Source organism: Janthinobacterium pasteuri, assembly GCF_051380775.1.
Classification (GTDB): domain Bacteria; phylum Pseudomonadota; class Gammaproteobacteria; order Burkholderiales; family Burkholderiaceae_D; genus Janthinobacterium.
On the sequence record NZ_JBNYXS010000033.1, the window covers coordinates 1 to 19,234 of the forward strand.

Sequence of the window (19,234 nt, forward strand, 5' to 3'; positions counted from 1 at the left end):
GACCATAGCAAGTTGGTCCCACCCCTTCCCATCCCGAACAGGACCGTGAAACAACTTTGCGCCGATGATAGTGCTGCAACCAGTGTGAAAGTAGGTTATCGTCAGGCTTGTTATTCGAAAAAACCCCCATCGGTGATCCGCTGGGGGTTTTTTTACGTCTGCGGGTTTTATCCCAGCCAGCGATTGCCGGGTTTTTGAAAGGGATATCTTGTCTGCTTTGCATACACTGGAACAATTACGCGCTGGCCAGCTGGCCGGCGTGCACCGTCTGAAGCTGTCCTGCGGCTTGACTGACTTCCCCCGTGAGATTTTCGACCTGGCCGATAGCCTGGAAATCCTTGATTTGTCCGGCAATGCGCTATCCTCCCTGCCCGACGATTTACCGCGCCTGCACAAGCTGCGCATCATTTTTTGTTCCGATAATTTGTTCGCCACCTTGCCTGCCGTGCTCGGTTCATGCCTGGAACTGAGCATGATCGGTTTCAAGGCGAACCGGATACGCCAGGTGCCGGCTGCAGCCTTGCCGCCCAGGCTGCGCTGGCTGACCCTGACCGACAATGCCATCGAAGTCTTGCCCGACGAATTAGGCAAGTGCGGGCAATTGCAGAAACTCATGCTGGCAGGCAATTGCCTGAGCCACTTGCCCGCGTCCCTGGCAGATTGCCGCCAACTGGAACTGGTACGCATTGCCGCCAACCGTTTTACAGCGCTGCCCGACTGCCTGCTGTCGTTGCCGCGCCTGAGCTGGCTTGCGTACGCGGGCAACCCGTTCACGGAAGTGCGCGAACTGGCGGTCCTGACCAATGCCGGCGCGGCGCGTGTGGCATGGCAGCGCCTGGCATTGGCGCAGCAGCTGGGCGAGGGCGCATCGGGCGTGATTTACCGTGCCCGCCTGGATGGGCGCGATGATGTCGCTGTCAAAGTGTTCAAGGGGGCGATGACCAGCGACGGCTTGCCGCGCAGCGAAATGGCCGCCTGTGTCGGCGCCGGTGCACACGCGGGCCTGATTCCCATCCTGGGCACCCTGGACGGGCATCCGCAAGGGGCGCATGGACTCGTCATGCCGCTCATCGATGCGGCTTTCGGCAACTTGGCGGGACCACCTAGCCTGGACTCATGCACGCGTGCTGTGTATGCCGATGGCGCGCGCTTTGACGCGCCGCAAGCGCTGGCGATTGCCCATGGCATCGCCTCGGCCGTGTGCCAACTGCATGCGCGCGGCATTCTGCATGGCGACCTGTATGCACACAACATCCTGCATGCGGATGATGGCAACTGCTTGCTGGGCGACTTTGGCGCCGCATCCATGTTTGTACCCGGCTCGCCACAAGGAGACTTGCTGCAGGGCATAGAGGCGCGCGCCTTTGGCGTGCTGCTGGGCGAGCTGATCGCGCATGGCGCAACACCCTTGCCCGTCTTGCAGGCCTTGCAGGAGGCTTGCCTGCAAGAAGACGTGTTGCAGCGGCCCAAGTTCGACGTGATCGAACGGGCATTGCTGACAATGTGCCAGGCATAAAAAATGGCGCAGCCTTCGCAGGCTGCGCCATTTTCATTTCAGGCTGGCAATATTCAGCCAGCTACCTGGATTTCTTTTTCCGGCAGAGCGATCTGGTTGTCGACGCTGAACTGGTAGTCCTTGAAGACGTGTTCGGCCGTCAGGATCTGGTATTCGCCGTTGTCGAGCTTGTGCGTGGTGTCCTTCAGACGATACGTGTAATGGCCGCAGGTCCAGCAGTTGAAGTTGCGCATGTGCGTACACAGGCAAGTCTTGTCCATCACGACGACGGCTTTTTGCTCGGGATGGGCCGCCACTTCGCGGTTGTACGAGTTGATATAGGCACAGTTGCCGGTTGCGTCGAGCAGGTAGCCATACGATTCGCAGCCTGGACGGATGCCGGCGCCGATGGCTGGCGTGTTCTTCAGCATGCGCATCGGGTAGCCCGTCGGCGAGACGCCATTGACGATGATGTCTTCTTCCGAAGCCTTGTAGTATTCCTGCTTGACCTTGTTTGGCAAACCACATTCCTCGGTGACGGTGAAGCGCGTCGCCACTTGCACGCCCGCCGCACCGGCTTCCAGGAAAGAAACGGCATCGCTGCCCGTGAAGATGCCGCCAGCAGCGATCAGCGGGATGTCCAGCTGTTCCGTTTTCAGATAGGCCAGCAGTTCAGCGGTAATCGTGTGCAGGTCGTAATTGGCCCAGTCCATGCCGAAACCCAGATGGCCGCCGGCCAATGGTCCCTCGACGATAATGAAGTCGGGCAAACGGTCCAGCTTGGCGTTCTTGCGCAGGAAAATCTGCAAGGCGCGCACGGACGAGACGATGATGCCCAGCTTGGCATCGCGGAAACGTGGATGGTCGGCCATCAAGGCAAACGAACCGAAGTGCAAGCCGGCGGACAGGGTGATGCCATCGATGCCGGCGTCCAGCGCCGCATTCAGGCGCACGCGCAAGGTTTCGCGGGGGCCATTCATCGTCAGCTTTTCCATGCAATTGACGAAGATCAAGCCATCGCCTTTTTTCGCTTCCATGGTGCGGCCGATATGCAGGCGTTGTGCTTCCGCCAGGCGCCCCAGGTCGAACTGCACCACGGCCTTGTCGCTGTTATTGATGTTGAATTTGTACAGTTTCGTCTTGTCTTTGACGAAGGTGGTGTCGAAACGACGATCCGACACATCTTCCACCATGGCATCGGAGATATGCCCGATACCGTTCAGCCGCGCCGCTTCCAGGGCCAGCTCCGACGTGGAAATATCCACACCCATTCCGCCTATCATGATGGGCACATATTCTTTTTTGCCAAATCGCAGGCGGAAATCATCAACACGTTTCATTGCTATCCTTAGACTACCGTGGTTATCACTGAGCCAGATGTACGGTCAAGCCCGCTGCCGGTCGGGCGCGCGGGCGCATGTAGCTGTGCGCAGCTTCAATTCTACCCCAAGCGGGCAGGGACTCCGGGGCAGCTTGCCACCATGCGGGTGCAAGCACGTGCCGGATCGCCAGCCTCATCGAAATTAATCGCGGAAATTGTTAAATTCCAGCGGCATGTCGGGCACGTCCTTGCGCAGCATGGCCATGGCCGCTTGCAGGTCGTCGCGCTTGGCGCCTGTGACGCGCACGGCTTCACCCTGGATGCTCGCTTGTACTTTCATCTTGCTATCCTTGATGACGCGCACGATTTTCTTGGCATCATCCGATTCGATGCCATTCTTGATCTTGATGATCTGCTTGACCTTGTCGCCGCCGATCTTCTTGATGTCGCCTTCGTCGAGGAAGCGCACATCGACCTTGCGTTTGGTCAATTTGTTCGTCAGTACGTCGCGCACCTGGCTGAGCTGGAATTCCGAATCCGCAAACGCGGTCAATTCGTTTTCCTTGTGTTCGACGCGGGCATCGCTGCCCTTGAAGTCGAAGCGCGTCGTGATTTCCTTGTTGGATTGCTCGACGGCATTCTTGACTTCGATCATATCGGCTTCGGAGACTACATCAAATGATGGCATGGTCTGTTCCTTTTCTTGTTAAAGCGAGCGCGCGCTCGGCGCACTGGGCCTTGGCGGCTGATTCTGCGCCATGGGACGGCCCTGTTAAAGATGCGACATTTTAACGGACAACGGACGGCCTGCCCTTGTCTTGCGCTGGTTTTTTGTCGGTTTCACTCTATAATCGAGCAAAATAATCGCTATCCCTTGTCTGCAGAGCTCACCATCGAACACAATTACTCCCTCCAGCGCCTGAATACCTTCGGCATCACGGCCAACGCGGCCGCCTACGTACGCATCACTTCGCAGGCCGAATTGCAGGCCGCGCTGCAAGATCCCGCCTTGTCCGCCATGCCGCGCCTGATACTGGGCGGCGGCAGCAATATCGTCCTGACCGGCGACTTTCCCGGCGCCGTGCTGCACATGGCCACGCGCGGCATGCGCCTGGCGCAGGCGGACTTCGAAACCATCCTTGTCACGGCCGCAGCCGGTGAAAACTGGCACGACTTCGTGCAGTGGACCCTGGCACAAGGCGTGGGCGGGCTGGAAAACCTGTCGCTGATCCCCGGTACCGTGGGCGCGGCGCCTATCCAGAATATTGGCGCGTATGGCGTTGAAATCAAGGATTATCTGCATAGCGTGAGCGTCATGCACAGCGCCAGCGGCATCGTCTTTGACATGGACCGTGACGCTTGCCGTTTCGCTTACCGCGACAGCATCTTCAAGCAGGCAGACGGGCGTGATCTGATCGTGCTGGAAGTGACGTTTGCCTTGCCTGCCGAGTGGCAGCCGAATTTGCGCTACGCGGAACTGGCACAGGCCGTGGCCGAGCGCAATCTTGCCGAGCCGACGCCGCAACAAGTGGCCGACACGGTAATGGCAATACGCCGGCGTAAATTGCCGGACCCGGCCGTGATTGGCAATGCGGGCAGTTTCTTCAAGAATCCCGTGGTGTCACGAGAGCAATGTCTTGCCTTGCTGGACCGTTTCCCCACGCTGGTGCACCATGCGCAAGCCGATGGCACGGAAAAGCTGGCAGCCGGCTGGCTGATCGATCAGTGTGGCTGGAAGGGAAAAAACCTGGGGCCCGCGGGAGTGTATCCCAAGCAGGCACTGGTTCTGGTGAATAATGGCGGCGCTCGTGGCGCGGACATTACCCGGCTGGCGGCAGCGATACAGGATGATGTAGAGGCGAAATATGGCGTGCGCCTGTCGCCCGAGCCAGTGTTTGTTTAATCAGGCAAAATGGCAGACATAATCCAGTGTCTCGATGGTTTCAATATCAAAATAGCTATTGCCCGGCACCTTGAATTGCGTGCCCGCGCCATAGCTGTTCCATTCGGTCGCATCGGCCAGGCGCACCTTGCACGAGCCGCCAACGATTTCCATCGTTTCCGGTGCGCCCGTGTTGAAGCGCAGCGAGGACGGGAAAATTACGCCCACGCTTTTCTTCGTGCCATCGGCCAGGATGACGTTGTGCGAGACGCACTTGCCGTCAAAGTAGATATTCGACTTCTTGACGACGCTGACATTGTCCAGTTGTGTGCTCATACTTCACTTTCCCTCAGTTGAAAATCAGTTTTCGATGCCATCGGCGCTCAACACGCTGTTGCGTCCGCCGCGCTTGGCCGCGTACAGGGCTTGGTCGGCGCGGTTGATCAGTTGCTCGACCGTCGATTCAGGAGAAGGCACGATGGTGACCATGCCGATCGAGATGGTGACGATGCCCATGCTGGCCGCCGGGTTCTTGATCTGCAAGCCCTCCAGGTGGCGCCGGCACGCTTCGGCGATCAGCAAGGCTCCTGCAGCCTCCGTTTCGGGCAGGATCAGGGCGAATTCCTCGCCCCCATAGCGGGCCGCCAGGTCAGCCGGGCGCTTCAAATGTTCCGTCAGCACGGCGGCGACCTTTTTGAGGCACAGGTCACCCGCCAGGTGGCCAAAGTGATCGTTATAGCTTTTAAAATGGTCGATATCGCAAAATAGCAGGCTCAGGGGCGTCTTGTCGCGCTGGCCCCGCTGCCATTCGAATTGCAGTGTTTCATCGAAGCGGCGGCGGTTGGCGATGCCCGTCAAGCCATCGAGGGCGGCCAGTTTCTGTAACTCAATATTCGCATCGGCCAGGTTTTTTTGGCTTTCGCGCAGGAAACGAAATGCCTGGTCGCGCTGCAGGCGGCTGATATGCGCGTTGGAATGGTAGCGTATGCGCGCCAGCAACTCCAGGCGGTCCGGCAGTTTCACCACGTAATCATTGGCGCCGACGGCAAAGCTGTGGGCCTTCAGTTTCGGGTCATCCTTGGCCGACATCACGATCACCGGCACATGCGCGAGCGCCGCGTTTTCGCGGTACAGTTGGATCAGCGCGAAGCCGTCGCTGCCCGGTAGCACCAGGTCTTGCAGGATGACGGTCGGTTGCAAGCGCAGCGCCGTGTCCAGCGCCTGCGTGGCGTCGGTCACGTAATGAAATTCGATATCCTGCTGGTTGCTCAGCATGCGCCGGATTGCCTCGGCAATGATCAACTGGTCGTCCACCAGCAACACGCTGACCTTGAATTCAGTCAATGCGGACTCATGCTGGGTGATACAGGAGGAAAGTTCTGACATTGCATTCTTTTCAGATGTTAGGGGAGGGCTCCCACCCGTTGTTGAGTTTGGCGCCCAGGCGGCTGCGCAGGCTGGCGCCTATTCTATCCAATGGCAGGATTTGCTGCGCGGCATCGAGTTCGGCCGCGGCGCGCGGCATGCCGTACACGGCACTGCTGGCCTGGTCTTGCGCTATCGTCGTCTTGCCCGCGCGGCGCATGGCCAGCAAACCGTCGCCGCCATCGCGGCCCATGCCTGTGAGCAACACGCCGATGGCATCACCGCGCCAGTGCTGTGCCACGCAATGAAAGAAGACATCGACCGAAGGACGGTAAACATAGTCGCGTGGTGCTGCATCGTAACCCAAACGATAATTTTGATCTAGCCGCAGGTGGTCATTGGTCTTGGCGACCAGCACACTGCCTGCCACCAGTTCGTCGCCCTCGGCGATCACGCGCACCGGCATGTCCAATTGATCGTCCAGCCATTTGGCAAAATGCGAGGCGAAGGTTTCATCGATATGCTGCACCAACACGATGGCGCAGCCGGGCGGCGCGGTCCAGCCGGACAGCACCTTGGCCACCGCTGACGGTCCGCCCGTCGAAGCGCCGATGGCCACCAGGGTGGTGACCTGGCCGTCGCTGCGTTCGCCATTGGCTTGCATCGGGCGCGGCGACGGCGCTTCGGCGCTGTGGCGTATCAGCTTGCCGATGGTCTTGATCTTGGCCAGCAACTCGCTGTCGCCACCCACTTGACCCTGCAGTACGGGGGTGGCCGTGACGTCGAGCGCGCCGGCGCCCAGCGCGCGGAAGACCTGGTTGACATTGTCTTGCGGGCGTCCTGTGACGACCAGGATGGCGCACGGGCTTTGCTCCATGATCAGACGCGTCGCCTCGACGCCATCCATCTCCGGCATGTTCAGATCCATCAGGATCAGGTCGGGGCGGTTGCCCTCGCACATGCGCACCGCTTCGAGTCCCGTGCGGGCAATCCACAGCACCTGGTGTTCCTGCGTGCTGGCTACCACCCGGCGCAGGGCTTCGGCGGCCATGGCGACATCGTTGGCAATGGCAATTTTCATGAGGTACGCTTCATAAGCGGGCATCTCCTATCAGGTCCGCCACCGCGTCGAGCAAGGTCTCGTCGTGGAAGCTGCCTTTGGTCAGATAATAGTCGGCGCCGGCGGACAGGCCGCGTGCGCGGTCTTCCGGGCGGTCCTTGTACGAGACGATCATCACCGGCAGCTTGTGCAGGTGCAGGTCCTTCTTGATCAGCGACACCAGTTCGATGCCATCCATGCGTGGCATGTCCACGTCGGTGATCACCAGGTCGTACTCGCCGCTGCGCACCACGTTCCAGCCGTCGATGCCGTCGATGGCCACGTCGACTTCGAAACCGCGCGCCAGCAGCAGCTTGCGCTCCATCTCGCGCACCGTCAGCGAATCGTCGACCACCAGGATGCGCTTGGCGCGGCGCTGCTGCGCGTGGCCCGCCTGCGCCAGCTGGTGCAGGCCGCCCTCGTGCAGCAGTTTGTCGATCGACAGCAGCAAATCGGGCACGTCGAGGATCAGCACCGGCTCGCCATCATCGAGCAGGGCGGCGGCGGAAATGTCGCGCATCTTGCCGAAGATCGGATCGATCGCCTGCACCGCCAGGCTTTGCTCGCCGCGGATGGCGTCGACCACCAGCGCATAGCTTTGCTTGCCGCGCCCGATCACCACCACCGGCAAATCGTCGGCGCTGCTGGGCGTTTCGCCCAGATCCAGCACCTGCGCCGCCGACACCAGGCCCAGATGCTCGCCCTTGAGTTCAAAGAACTGCTTGTTTTCCAAGGTATGGATGGCCGCTTGCGGCACGCGCACTACGCTTTCCACCTTGACGATGGGGATGGCGTAGGCTTCGCCCTGCACGTCGATCACCAGCGCGCGCACGATCGACTGCGTCAGCGGCAGGGTAATCAGGGCGCGGAAACCGCGTCCCGGCTCGGATTCCAGACGCACCGTGCCGTTTTGCTGGCGTATCGTCTCGTGCACGATATCGAGGCCCACGCCGCGGCCGGACAGCTGGTTGGCCGTCGCTTTCAGGCTGAAGGCGGGCAGGAACAAAAATTCCAGCAGCTCGCCCGGCGACAGCGCGGCGGCCATGGCGGGGCTGGCCATCTTGCGCTCGATGACGGACTGGCGGATTTTTTCCAGGTCGACGCCGCGCCCGTCGTCGCTGATCTCGATGCTCAGCATGCCGGCGCGGTGGCGCGCTTCCATGCGTATCGTGCCCAGCGCCTCCTTGCCGGCGTCGATGCGCTCGTACGCGCCTTCCATGCCATGGTCGATGGCGTTCCTGAGCATGTGGTTCAGCGGGCTTTCGATCTTCGCCAGGATGTCGCGGTCGACCAGTGTGTCTTCGCCTTCGATCTCCAGCTGTACTTCCTTGCCCAGGCTGCGCGCCAGGTCGCGCACCATGCGCGGAAACGCGTGGATGCCGTCGCGGAAAGGGCGCATGCGCAGCGCCAGCACTTCGTCGACCATGCCCTGCGAGACGGCCAGCAAGCGCCGTTCATAGGTTTCGATATCGGCGATGTGCGCGAGCATGAACTGCTTCAGGGGTTGCGTCTTTTGCAGCGCCAGCAGGGATTTTTCCATCAGGCCCGGGTCGCCCGAGCGGGCAATGGCCTCATGCAGCTGTTCGATGGCGGAAAACAGGCTGCTCTGGTTGCGCTTGAAGCGCTGCAGGGCGCCGATGAACGGGTGCATCTGGTGCGCATTGATGCGCGATTCGCTGGCCAGCGACAGCAATTTGTCGAAGTTCTGCGCCTGGGCCTTGGCTGGCGCGCCGGCACGCGGCGCGGGCGCGGCTGCCGACTCCACTTCCTCGTCCGCCATGCTGCCTGCCACGCTCGCTTGCAGTTCGGCGGGGGACGGCGGCAAGGGTGCTGCTGCCGGCGTTGGCGCCAGCATGGGAGAAGGTAGCGAGGGCAGGGCCGGCAGTTCGGGCAGCTCGGCGATGCCGGCGATGGCGTTCAGGGTCTGGTCGATCTGCGCCGCGTTGGCGGCCAGCCACGCTGCGGTGCCCGCATCGTCGAGGCGTGACAGCTGCACGATCAGGTCGACGCCCGACAGCAGCACATCGACCCGCTCCGGCGTGAGTTTCAAGCGGCCATGCTGTGCGGCGACAAAGCTGTCTTCCATGCCATGTGCCAGCTGCACCACCACTTGCAGGCCGACGATGGCGGCGGCGCCCTTGATCGAATGCGCCGCGCGCATCATCGATTCGACGGCGCCGGCGTCGCCCGCATGGCGCTCCATGGCCAGCAAGCCATCGGTGAGAATCTGGGTCTGGCTGTCCGCTTCCATGCGGAACAGGTCCAGCATGGAAAAGGCACTCAGGTCGCCGTGCTGGTCCTGGCTCATCGTAATAGTCTCGCAAGTTGAAAGCCGATCAGCGCCGTGTCCAGGCAGCCGATGCGCATGTCGCCCTCGGTGATGACGCCCGACAGAAAGCGCAACAGGCCCTTGTTGATGGTGGCCGCCGGCGTTTGCAGGCTGCCCGACGCATAGCGCACGATGCCGTGCAGGTCGGCCACGGGCAGCGCGTAGGCTTGCTCTTCCCAGCGCATCAGCAGCAGGCGCGCAAAGGTGTGGCGGCCCTTGGCCGGTGGCGCGCCCTGTTCGTCGATGCCCAGCAAACTGGCCAGCGACATGCACGGATACAGCTTGCCGCCGATATTGACGATGCCAGACAGGCCGCGCCCGCTGCGGTGCGGCAGCACGTGCGGCTTCGCTTGCGGCGCGACGGAGTCGAACACGCGCGTGGGCAGCGCCAGCCATTCACGGCCGATGCGGAAGGCCAGCGCCGAGCTGTCGCGCACTTCACCGCCGGCATCGATCTGGCGGAAGTGGCTGGCCCAGTCGCGCTGATAGTGTTCGTCCACGGGCCGCTGCAGGTTGTGCTGGGCGGCGCCCGCATACACGTCGCAGTTACGGCAATGCACGTTGGCTGGCAGCCTGGGACAGCTCTGGTCGCCGACCACGCCGGTATGGTTCCAGCAGTCGTCGATGCTGGCGGAGGACTTGGTAGCGATGAGGTTTGTCATGCATGCCCCTTAGTTGGACGCCTGGCGGCGCTGGTAGATGCGCGCCGCACGCGCCTTCAGGGTGGCGGCGGCCGTGTGGTTGCCATTGCGTTCGGCCAGCAGCGACAGGTGGCACAGCGCTTCGTAATGGTCCGGCTGCAGGTAGATGCAGCGGCGCCAGTAATCGTCGGCCAGATCCATCTTGCCAGCCAGTTCATTGATGATGCCCAGCATGAAATACGCTTCCGCCGCCTCGGGCACGCGGGCCAGGTGGGCATGGCATTTTTCACCGGCTTCGCGCAACTGGCCACGGTCGGCCAGCAGGCGCGCCTCGGCCAGCAGATCCGCCGGTGGCTGCGGCGCCTGCACCGGCACGGGGCGCGGACGCGCCGCCGGCCCAGGTGCGGCGCGGGCCGGCGCGGGCCGTGGCGCGGGCGGTACGCTGCGCAGCGCGCTCGTCGGCGGCGGCAAGGCGGCCACCTGGATCACGGCGGCCGGCGCCGCAGTTTCCTTTTTCAGGGCGAAGGCCTGGCGGAACTGCAGCGGCGCAAAGCCGTTCTGGCAGAACGAGGGCACTTCCGCATAGCCGGCCAGCAGCATGCCGTCGTCGGCCAGCAGTGCCGACAGATTCTGGCTGGCCGCGCGCGTGGTCGGCTTGTCGAAGTAGATCAGCAGGTTGCGGCAAAAGATAACGTCGTAATGGCGGCTGTAGGTGGCCGTATCGAACTGCAGCAAATTGCCCTGCCTGAAGGTCACCTGGTCGCGCAAGGCGTCGATGATGCGGTAGGCGTCGTCGGCCACGTGCGTGAAATAGCGCTCACGGAAGGCCACGTCCTGCGCGCGGAAGGCATTGCGGCCATACACGCCCGCCTGCGCCCGCTCGATGCAGACGGGACTGAGGTCATACGCGTCGATGCTGAACGCCTGTTTCGGCACGCCGCCGTCGCGCAGCGCCATGGCCATCGAATACGGTTCCTCGCCGCCAGCGCAGGGGATCGACAGAATGCGCGTGGTGCGCCCGCGTGCCCAGCGTTCCTGGACCAGTTCGACGCTGGCGTAAAACGCCTGCGGGTCGCGGAACAGCCACGATTCCGGTACCACCACCAGTTCGATCAATTGCGTCATTTCGGCCGGCGTGAGCGCCTGCAGATAGGCTGCACTATCGCTAAAGCCCGTTTGCTCCATGCGCTGGCGCACTGCCCGCTCGGCCACGGCTTTGGAGACGGACAGGCCGGTCGCGCGGCGCAGCAGGGCTTGTGCCGTCATGCCGCGCTCGCATCTTGAAACAGCAGCGCGCGCACGTCGGGCGCCAGCAGGTGTGCCAGTTCGACCAGCTGCACGATACCGTCGGCGTCGCTGGCCACCTGGCCCAGAAACGGCGCCGTCGCCACGCCGCTGTCTTCAAGCTGTTGCGGGTCGATGTCGGTGATGCCGCGCACCTGCGATGCCATCAGGCCCAGCGCATGCGTGGCGCCGCCAGGTGCGCGGTAGTCGACGATGATGATGCGCGTGTCAAAGTGCGCGGCAGCAGCCGGCAGCCCGGCCAGGCGCGACAGATCGATCACGGGCACGGGCTTGCCGTGCAAATCCATCAGGCCGGCCACATAGTCTGGCGTGAGCGGCAACTGCTTCAGTTCCAGCAGCGGCAGCACGCGCACGATGCCGGCCAGGGGCAGGCCATAGCGGTCGCGTCCGATGTGAAAGAGCAGCACTTTCATGGGGTCAGATGTTCACGGCGAAGGTCGAGACGCTCGACTGCAGGTCACCCGCCGCATATTGCAACTGGTGCACCGCCTCGCTAGTGGCTTTCAAGGATTCCACCGTTTGCTGGGTGGCGTCGTTGAGCTGCATCATGGTGTCGGAAATCTGCGACGCGCCTATCGCTTGCGACTGCATGCCTTGCAGCACGGCATCAAATTGCGGCGTGAGCTTTTGCACCTGGTCCATCACGGACGACAGCTGCTCGGCCACTTGCCGCACTTCACCCACGCTGCGGCGAATTTCCTCAGAGAATTTATCCATGCCCATCACGCTGGCCGACACGGCCGACTGCATTTCCTTGAGCATTTGCTCGATATCCCAGGTGGACACAGAGGTCTGGTCGGCCAGGCGGCGAATTTCAGTTGCCACCACGGAGAAGCCGCGGCCCGCTTCACCCGCCTTTTCTGCCTCGATGGCGGCGTTCAGCGAGAGGATATTGGTCTGGTCGGCCACCTTGGTGATGGTGATCAGGACGCTATTGATATTGCTGGCCTTTTCCGACAGGGCGGCCAGCTTGGCGTTGATGGAATCGGTGGCCGAGACCATGTGCTGCATGGTCGAATCCATCCGCTTGAGGTTGTTTTGCGCTTCGGCCGTGGCATTCGTCGTGTAGTCGGCCACGGCCGTAGCGTCTTCCATGGTTTTTAGCAACTGGCTTGTATTGGCCGAGATTTCCTTGGTGGTGCTGAGAATTTCCACGCTGGTTTGCGCTTGCTCAATACCCGTGGCTTCCTGCTGGCGTGCCGAGGCAGCGATTTCCGTGGCGGACGTCGTGACCTGGATGCCGGCCTTTTGCACATTGTTGAGCAGGCTGCGCAGGTTTTCAAACATCTTCTCCAGGCCGTTGCCCAGCTGGCCGATGGCGTCGCTGCCCGTGATGCTGACCTTGCCCGTCAGGTCGCCCGAGGCCGCCTTCGACACCACTTCCAGCAGCGAATCGACCTTGGCGCGCAAGGTATTCGTGGCGGCCAGTTCGGTGGCCTGGTTGTCCTGGATAGTTTGCGCCATGCGGTTGAACTCTTCTGCCACCTTGCCCAGCTCGTCGCGCGAGAGGATGGCGGCGCGCGCGTTTTGCTCGCCGCCGGCGATGCGCCCGACGGCGTCCGTCAGGCTGTTCAGCGGACCGAGGATGGAACGGGCCAGCAGGTAGGAAATGCCCAGCGCCAGCACCACGCACAGCAAGCCGCCCAGCGCCAGGGTCAGCAGCATGGCTTCCTGCAATTTTGCCGTGGTAGCCGTGCGTTCGGCCAGCAAGCGGGTTTCGTCGGCTGCGACTTCTTCAAGCAGCTTTTTCGCCTGCTTGACGGCCGGGTAGCCGGTCGTCGGCATGCTGCGTGCCACCTCTTCCGTGGCGCCTGGCGCATTGCCCAGCTTGCGGCGCTTCTCGATCAGCGGGGTGATCCAGTCCTTGACCCAGGTCGTGGTCAACTGGTCGATCTTGCGGAAGCGCTCCGACTGTGCTTTGTTGTCGGCGGTCATGCTGATGGCTTTTTGTATGTGCTGGCTCAACACTGCCGTTTCATCTGTTTCTGGCGTCAGCGAGGCTTCGTTGCCAGTCAGGATGAAACCGCGTACGTCCACCTGGATTTGCAGAATGTAATTGTGGATTTTGTCGATCTCGACCAGCACGTCCATCGTGTGGCGGTCCCACGCATTGGCTTGCGACAGGCGCGAAAAGTTGTTGTAGGCCACGCACAGCAGGATCAGGATGATGGCCACGATCGAGCCGAAGCCCAGGTACAGTTTATTCTTGATACTCAGGTCTTTGAACATGGTGGCTCCGGAAGCGGGAATTTTTCGACTAAATTGCACTGTAGCATTTTGCCACGCGGACAGCAAAATGGGGGGATGGCGGGGCGTGCAAGTCCGTAAATCGTGGCCGAGAGTGCTCCAGACGAAAAAAAGCCGCCCGTAGGCGGCTTTCGGCGGGCGCAGGAGGGGTTGCCTCCCGGCAGGGGATTACTTCTGGCCGCGTTTTTCGCGGGCGATGGCGGCGATGCGCATGCGCAAGGCGTTCAGCTTGATGAAGCCGCCGGCGTCGGCCTGGTTGTAGGCGCCGCCGTCTTCGTCGAAGGTGGCGATGTTCATGTCGAACAGCGAGTCTGTCTTCGAATCGCGCGAGACGACGATGACATTGCCCTTGTACAGCTTGATGCGTACCCAGCCGTTCACGGTTTCCTGCGTATGATCGATCAGGGTTTGCAGGGCAACGCGCTCGGGCGCCCACCAGTAGCCGTTGTAGATCATCGACGCGTAGCGCGGCATCAAATCATCTTTCAGATGGGCCACTTCGCGGTCCAGGGTGATCGATTCGATGGCGCGGTGGGCTTTCAGCATGATGGTGCCGCCCGGGGTTTCATAGCAGCCGCGCGATTTCATGCCGACGTAGCGGTTTTCCACCAGGTCCAGGCGTCCCACGCCATGCTTGCCGCCAACCTTGTTCAGCTCGGCCAGCACGGTGGCGGGCGACATGCGCACGCCGTTGATGGCGACGATATCGCCTTTTTCGTATTCGATGTCCAGGTACTCGGCTTCGTCCGGCGCCTTTTCAGGGCTGACGGTCCAGCGCCACATGGTCTCTTCCGCTTCGGCGCTCGGGTTTTCCAGGTGGCGGCCTTCAAAGCTGATGTGCAGCAAGTTGGCGTCCATCGAGTAGGGCGCGCCGCCGTTCTTGTGCTTCATGTCGATCTCGATGCCGGCGTCTTCCGCGTATTTCAGCAGTTTTTCGCGCGACAACAGATCCCACTCGCGCCATGGGGCGATGATTTTCACGCCTGGCTTCAGGGCGTATGCGCCCAGTTCGAAACGCACCTGGTCGTTGCCCTTGCCGGTGGCGCCGTGCGAAATGGCGTCGGCACCCGTGGCGTTGGCGATTTCGATCAGGCGCTTGGCGATCAAAGGACGGGCGATCGAGGTGCCCAGCAGGTATTCGCCTTCATACACGGTGTTGGCGCGGAACATCGGGAAGACGAAATCGCGCACGAATTCTTCGCGTACGTCTTCGATATGGATGTTTTCCGGCTTGATGCCGAATTTGATGGCCTTGGCGCGCGCCGGTTCCAGTTCTTCGCCCTGGCCCAGGTCGGCCGTGAAGGTGACGATTTCGCACTGGTAGTTATCTTGCAGCCATTTCAGGATGACGGAGGTGTCGAGTCCGCCGGAATAGGCCAGGACTACTTTTTTAATGTCGCTCATATTGCTTCCAGTTGTCGTTGTCGATGTATGTATTGCGATGCTGCCAGAATCTATGCACCTGGCGAATTAGTTGATTTTACCGAGTAACAGGTACTCGATCAGCGCTTTTTGCACGTGCAGACGGTTTTCCGCCTCGTCCCACACCACCGATTGCGGGCCGTCGATCACTTCGGCGGCCACTTCCTCGCCGCGGTGGGCGGGCAGGCAGTGCATGAACAGGGCGTCGGGCGCTGCGCGGGCCATCTTCGCGCCATCGACGATCCAGCCGTCGAAGGCGGCAATACGGGCCGCGTTTTCCGCTTCGTAGCCCATGCTGGTCCACACGTCCGTGTTGACCAGGTGCGCGCCTTCGCAGGCGTCGGAAGGGTTGGCGAAGAAGGTGTAGCGCTCGGTCTTGACTTGCGACAGGTCGATGTCGTAGCCCTTGGGCGTCGACACGTTGACGTGGAAGCCGAACACTTCGGCCGCCTGCAGCCACGAGTACAGCATGTTGTTGGCATCGCCGATCCAGGCGACGACCTTGCCGGCGATCGAGCCGCGGTGTTCGATGTAGGTGAAGATGTCGGCAAAGACCTGGCACGGGTGGTGTTCATTGGTCAGACCATTGATCACCGGCACGCGCGAATTGGCGGCGAAACGCTCGATGATTTCCTGGCCGAAAGTACGCACCATGATGATGTCGCACATGCGCGACATGACCTGGCCCGCATCTTCCACCGGCTCGCCGCGGCCCAGCTGGGAGTCGCGCGTGTTCAGGTAGATGGCAGCGCCGCCCAGCTGGTGCATGCCGGCCTCGAAAGACAGGCGGGTGCGGGTCGAGTTCTTTTCAAAGACCATCACCAGGGTGCGGTCGATCAATGGGTGGTAAATTTCGTAATTCTTGAACTTGCGCTTGATCAGATGGGCGCGTTCGATCACATATTCATACTCTTCCAACGTGAAATCGGAGAACTGGAGGTAGTGCTTGATCGGTTTTTTTGTCGACATAATGACCACTTGAAGATGCGCAGACCGCCGGCGGCGTGCCTTTCCCGCCGGGTTGCATCAGCGTACAACATCTCGTCTGATGACTGCCTCGCCCGGCGCGCTGCTGTGTTGATCGGTGCCCGCGCCTGTTTGTCGCGCGGGTCGATGCGGTTTGCCAAGTTGTAAATCATGCAATGGCAGGGACTTCAGCTATTCAATTATAAGGGTTTTGCTTTTAGATTGGAAAGACTGGCCGGACGGGGACTTGTGCAGGCAAGTGGCCGCGTCCAGCCAGGGTCTTGCCGGCTCAATAGATGTTGGCCGGGGTGGCTGCATCGATCTGCGGCGCTACCAGCGGCAGATCGAGCGTGAAACGCGTACCGGCGCGGCTGCTGGCGACCTGAATGGTGCCGCCCAGCAGGGCTGTGACGATGTTGTAGCTGATCGACAAACCCAGGCCGCTGCCGCCCTGGCCCAGCTTGGTAGTAAAGAAGGGGTCGAAGATGCGCGACAGATGCTGTTCGGCGATGCCGCCGCCATTGTCGGCGAAGACGATCTGCACGCGCGCCCCATCTCGCGTGGCCGACAGGTGCATGCAGCCCGTGCCGGCGGTGCCATCATTGGACGCGGGGGCAAACGCGTGCAGCAGGGCGTTGTTGATCAGATTGGTGATCACCTGGCCGAACGGGCCCGGATAGCTGTCCATGGCGATGCCGAATGCGATGTCCGTCTCGATGCGGTGGCCCGAGCTGCGGATGCGGTTCATGACGGTGGCGATGATTTCATTGCTCACTTGTTGCAGGTCAAACTGGCGCCGCTGTTCGGTGGTGCGGTCGACGGCCACCTGCTTGAAGCTGTTGACCAGGTCGGCCGCGCTGTGCAGGCCGCGCATCACCAGCGCTGACGCCTTGCCCGCATCCTCGATATAGGCGGACAGGTCGGAGCGGCGCAGGCCGGGACCGTTCATCAGGCGCTCCACGTCTTCCGTCTTTTGCTGCATGGTGCTGGCGATCAATAAACTGTTGCCGATGGGGGTATTGAGTTCATGCGCCACGCCGGCCATCAGGGAACCGAGGGCAGCCAGTTTTTCCTGCGATACCAGTTGCGCCTGGGCATCTTGCAATTGCCGGTAGGCGCTGGCATTGTCGAGCGCGATGGCGCCATACGCGCACAGGGTGCGGAAGATCAGGCGCTCGCGTTCGCCGTAGGCATGGGCATGGCAAGCCTGCACCGTCATCACGCCCAGTACGCGCTCGCCCACCATCAGCGGTACGTACAACACGCTCTGATTATGCAGGGTGCCCGGGACGGTGTAGGCGTGGCGCTTGGGCGGTACTTGATCGATATACACTTCGCGCCGGCCCAGCAGGCAGCGCACGGAGTAGGCGCGTGGATTGCTCAGGGGAATGGCATTGTCGGACAGGGGCCGGCCCGCTTCCATGCCGTGCGCGCGGCGCAGCGCCGTGCCCGCCGCATCGAGCATGTAGACGGCGAAGGTGTTGACTGGCAGTAAAGCGTGTACGTGTCGGTCGAGCACCTGGAACACGGCGCTGGCGTCGAGGTGGGTGGTGATTTCCTGGCCGATGGCCGACAGCCGTTCCAGCGTGTCGCTGGTTTGTTGCAGCACTTCGGCGCGGCGCGCTTCGGAAGCGGCCAGTTCGCGGTGGTGATAGCCTTCCGAGCGCGCATGTTCCGTCTGGTGGTAGACCTGCATGGCGGTGGCGCGGTTGCTGGCCTGCTGGGTGTGGCTTTTTTCGCGCGCCACGCCCGCATCGAGGGCGATATCGTAGGCGCGCGCATAGTCGCCCGCATGCGCGTATTCGCGCGCCAGCGCATCGAGCAGTTCCCCGGGCGGCACATAGCCGTCGATGGAAGCGGCTACCTGCAGTGCCTGGTGCAGAAAATGCAGGGCCGGATTGCGTTCCTGCATGCCTGCCGGCGGCGCCAGCTCGTGGCGCGCATGTAGCATGGACAAGACACGCAGCGCCGCCACCTCTTGCATGGCGTCACCCTGCTCCGTGGCCAGCTGCCGCGCCCGCTCGGCTGCCTGCAACGCTTCGTCCGGGCGGTCCAGGTAGGACAGCGCGTGGGCGCTGCCGCGCTGCGCCATGCTGCGGAAATCGGCCTGGCCCAGCGCTTCGGCGCGCTGCGCCAGGCGGCTGAAGGCGTCGAGCGCCGTGTCGTAGTCGCCCTTGTCCAGGCTCAGTTCGCCCAAGTGGAACAGTGCGTTGGCATACGTGCGCGCACCCGACACGGGCGCCAGGATGTGCAGCGCTTCGCGCAGCAAGTCTTCGGCGGTGGCCAGGCGTCCCAGCTTGCGCATGGTTTCGGCCGTATGCGTCTGGCAGGCGCCGATGCTGCGCGGCCAGCCGGTGGGGCGCGCCAGGTCCAGCGCGCACTGCATCCATTCGAGGGCCGATTCGTTGTCGTTGAGGCTGGAAAAACAATCGCCGATATTGATGGCCGCCGTGATGGCGCCGCGCAGCTGGCCGCTTTCCAGCGCCGCTTCATAGCTTTGCATGTAGTGGCCGGCGGCCGCGCCCAGGTCGCGCGACGTATGCGCCAGCAAGCCACGGACGTCATGCACCCAGGCGGCCAGCGGCGCAGGCAGCTTGCCGCTGGCGCTGTCGGCCTGGAAGTGCTTGCCCCAGCGCGCCTGTGCGGCTGGCGCATCGCGCAAGACGGCCCAGCGCGCTATGGCCGCGTCGGCCAGGCTGGCACGCATCGCATCGCCGGCGCCGCGCGCTTGTTCGGCAGCGGCCAGCAGTTCGGCATCGCAACGGGCATGGTCGCCGCGGTCGACGGCGATCGACGACAGCAGCCAGTGGGCGTCGGCGCAGCCGGAGCCGTCGCCGTACGCGCACAGGATGGCGTGCGCTGCCATGGCCAGGCTTTCCGCCGCATCCAGCGAACCTTGTAACCATGCAACTTCCGCCTGTACCAGATGAAGGCGCGCGCGCGCCTGTTCCAGTGCGGCCGGTTCCAGGCCAGCCAGTGGCAGCAGCCTGTGTGCTTCCTCACTTAGCTGAATTGCTCTAGTGCAATCTCGCTGGCGCAAATGCCAGGACAGCAACAGCAGCAGCGGTACACGCCCGGCGCCGCGCAACGGCAGCAATGTGCTTTCCCACTGCGCTACGTCATGTTCGAGCGCGAACATTTTCATTCAAGCATTCTCCCCGC

At 62.3% G+C, this 19,234-nt stretch carries 15 protein-coding genes and 1 rRNA gene; 3 read left to right on the forward strand and 13 right to left on the reverse strand.

Features of this window, described 5'->3' with window-relative positions; genetic code table 11:
* Together rrf and ACQ4WN_RS23895 are read left to right on the forward strand one after the other, a co-directional pair.
* Window positions 1–107, forward strand: a 5S ribosomal RNA gene (gene rrf, locus ACQ4WN_RS23890); the annotation flags it as partial.
* A gap of 110 nt (window positions 108–217) precedes the next feature.
* Window positions 218–1,516: a leucine-rich repeat-containing protein kinase family protein gene (locus ACQ4WN_RS23895; protein ID WP_436553799.1), complete on the forward strand. Its 1,299-nt coding sequence runs from the start codon at window positions 218–220 to the stop codon at window positions 1,514–1,516.
* Between the two features lie 53 nt (window positions 1,517–1,569).
* Here the strand turns inward: ACQ4WN_RS23895 and ACQ4WN_RS23900 are convergent, their stop codons facing one another.
* Both ACQ4WN_RS23900 and ACQ4WN_RS23905 read right to left on the reverse strand, forming a co-directional pair.
* Complete coding sequence (locus ACQ4WN_RS23900) at window positions 1,570–2,835, reverse strand: nitronate monooxygenase (RefSeq protein WP_436553760.1); 1,266 nt, start codon at window positions 2,833–2,835, stop codon at window positions 1,570–1,572.
* A 183-nt stretch (window positions 2,836–3,018) separates the two neighbouring features.
* A complete protein-coding gene (locus ACQ4WN_RS23905; protein WP_034759416.1) occupies window positions 3,019–3,504 on the reverse strand; it encodes a YajQ family cyclic di-GMP-binding protein in 486 nt (161 codons plus the stop codon).
* A gap of 186 nt (window positions 3,505–3,690) precedes the next feature.
* Between ACQ4WN_RS23905 and murB the strand changes: the two genes are divergently transcribed.
* Complete coding sequence (murB, locus tag ACQ4WN_RS23910; protein WP_436553761.1) at window positions 3,691–4,719, forward strand: UDP-N-acetylmuramate dehydrogenase; 1,029 nt, start codon at window positions 3,691–3,693, stop codon at window positions 4,717–4,719.
* Here murB and ppnP read toward each other — a convergent pair whose 3' ends face one another.
* The 11 genes from ppnP to ACQ4WN_RS23965 all read right to left on the reverse strand — a co-directional run bounded on the left by ppnP (window position 4,720) and on the right by ACQ4WN_RS23965 (window position 19,217).
* Entirely contained in the window at window positions 4,720–5,034 is a 315-nt protein-coding gene (gene ppnP / locus ACQ4WN_RS23915) for a pyrimidine/purine nucleoside phosphorylase (protein WP_436553762.1), read from the reverse strand. It abuts the gene before it with no gap.
* A gap of 24 nt (window positions 5,035–5,058) precedes the next feature.
* Complete coding sequence (locus ACQ4WN_RS23920; protein ID WP_436553763.1) at window positions 5,059–6,084, reverse strand: diguanylate cyclase; 1,026 nt, start codon at window positions 6,082–6,084, stop codon at window positions 5,059–5,061.
* A 10-nt stretch (window positions 6,085–6,094) separates the two neighbouring features.
* The gene (cheB, locus tag ACQ4WN_RS23925; protein WP_436553764.1) at window positions 6,095–7,144 is read right to left on the reverse strand and encodes a chemotaxis-specific protein-glutamate methyltransferase CheB; all 1,050 of its coding nucleotides are present in this window, start codon (window positions 7,142–7,144) and stop codon (window positions 6,095–6,097) included.
* A gap of 10 nt (window positions 7,145–7,154) precedes the next feature.
* Entirely contained in the window at window positions 7,155–9,470 is a 2,316-nt protein-coding gene (locus ACQ4WN_RS23930; RefSeq protein WP_436553765.1) for a hybrid sensor histidine kinase/response regulator, read from the reverse strand.
* A complete protein-coding gene (locus tag ACQ4WN_RS23935) occupies window positions 9,467–10,153 on the reverse strand; it encodes a chemotaxis protein CheW (protein ID WP_436553766.1) in 687 nt (228 codons plus the stop codon). Before ACQ4WN_RS23935 ends, ACQ4WN_RS23930 begins: the two co-directional genes overlap by 4 nt.
* A 9-nt stretch (window positions 10,154–10,162) precedes the next feature.
* Entirely contained in the window at window positions 10,163–11,398 is a 1,236-nt protein-coding gene (locus tag ACQ4WN_RS23940) for a CheR family methyltransferase (protein WP_436553767.1), read from the reverse strand.
* A complete protein-coding gene (locus ACQ4WN_RS23945; protein WP_436553768.1) occupies window positions 11,395–11,850 on the reverse strand; it encodes a chemotaxis protein CheW in 456 nt (151 codons plus the stop codon). The genes ACQ4WN_RS23940 and ACQ4WN_RS23945 overlap by 4 nt, the downstream gene beginning before the upstream one ends.
* Window positions 11,851–11,854: 4 nt before the next feature.
* Window positions 11,855–13,666 (reverse strand): methyl-accepting chemotaxis protein, encoded by a 1,812-nt coding sequence (locus ACQ4WN_RS23950; RefSeq protein ID WP_436553769.1) that lies wholly within the window; start codon window positions 13,664–13,666, stop codon window positions 11,855–11,857.
* A 186-nt stretch (window positions 13,667–13,852) separates the two neighbouring features.
* A complete protein-coding gene (locus ACQ4WN_RS23955; RefSeq protein ID WP_034759383.1) occupies window positions 13,853–15,088 on the reverse strand; it encodes an argininosuccinate synthase in 1,236 nt (411 codons plus the stop codon).
* 66 nt (window positions 15,089–15,154) lie between these two features.
* Window positions 15,155–16,075, reverse strand: a complete 921-nt coding sequence (argF, locus tag ACQ4WN_RS23960) for an ornithine carbamoyltransferase (RefSeq protein ID WP_034785055.1) — start codon at window positions 16,073–16,075, stop codon at window positions 15,155–15,157.
* Between the two features lie 286 nt (window positions 16,076–16,361).
* Window positions 16,362–19,217 (reverse strand): ATP-binding protein, encoded by a 2,856-nt coding sequence (locus tag ACQ4WN_RS23965; protein ID WP_436553770.1) that lies wholly within the window; start codon window positions 19,215–19,217, stop codon window positions 16,362–16,364.
* Window positions 19,218–19,234: the final 17 nt, after the last annotated feature.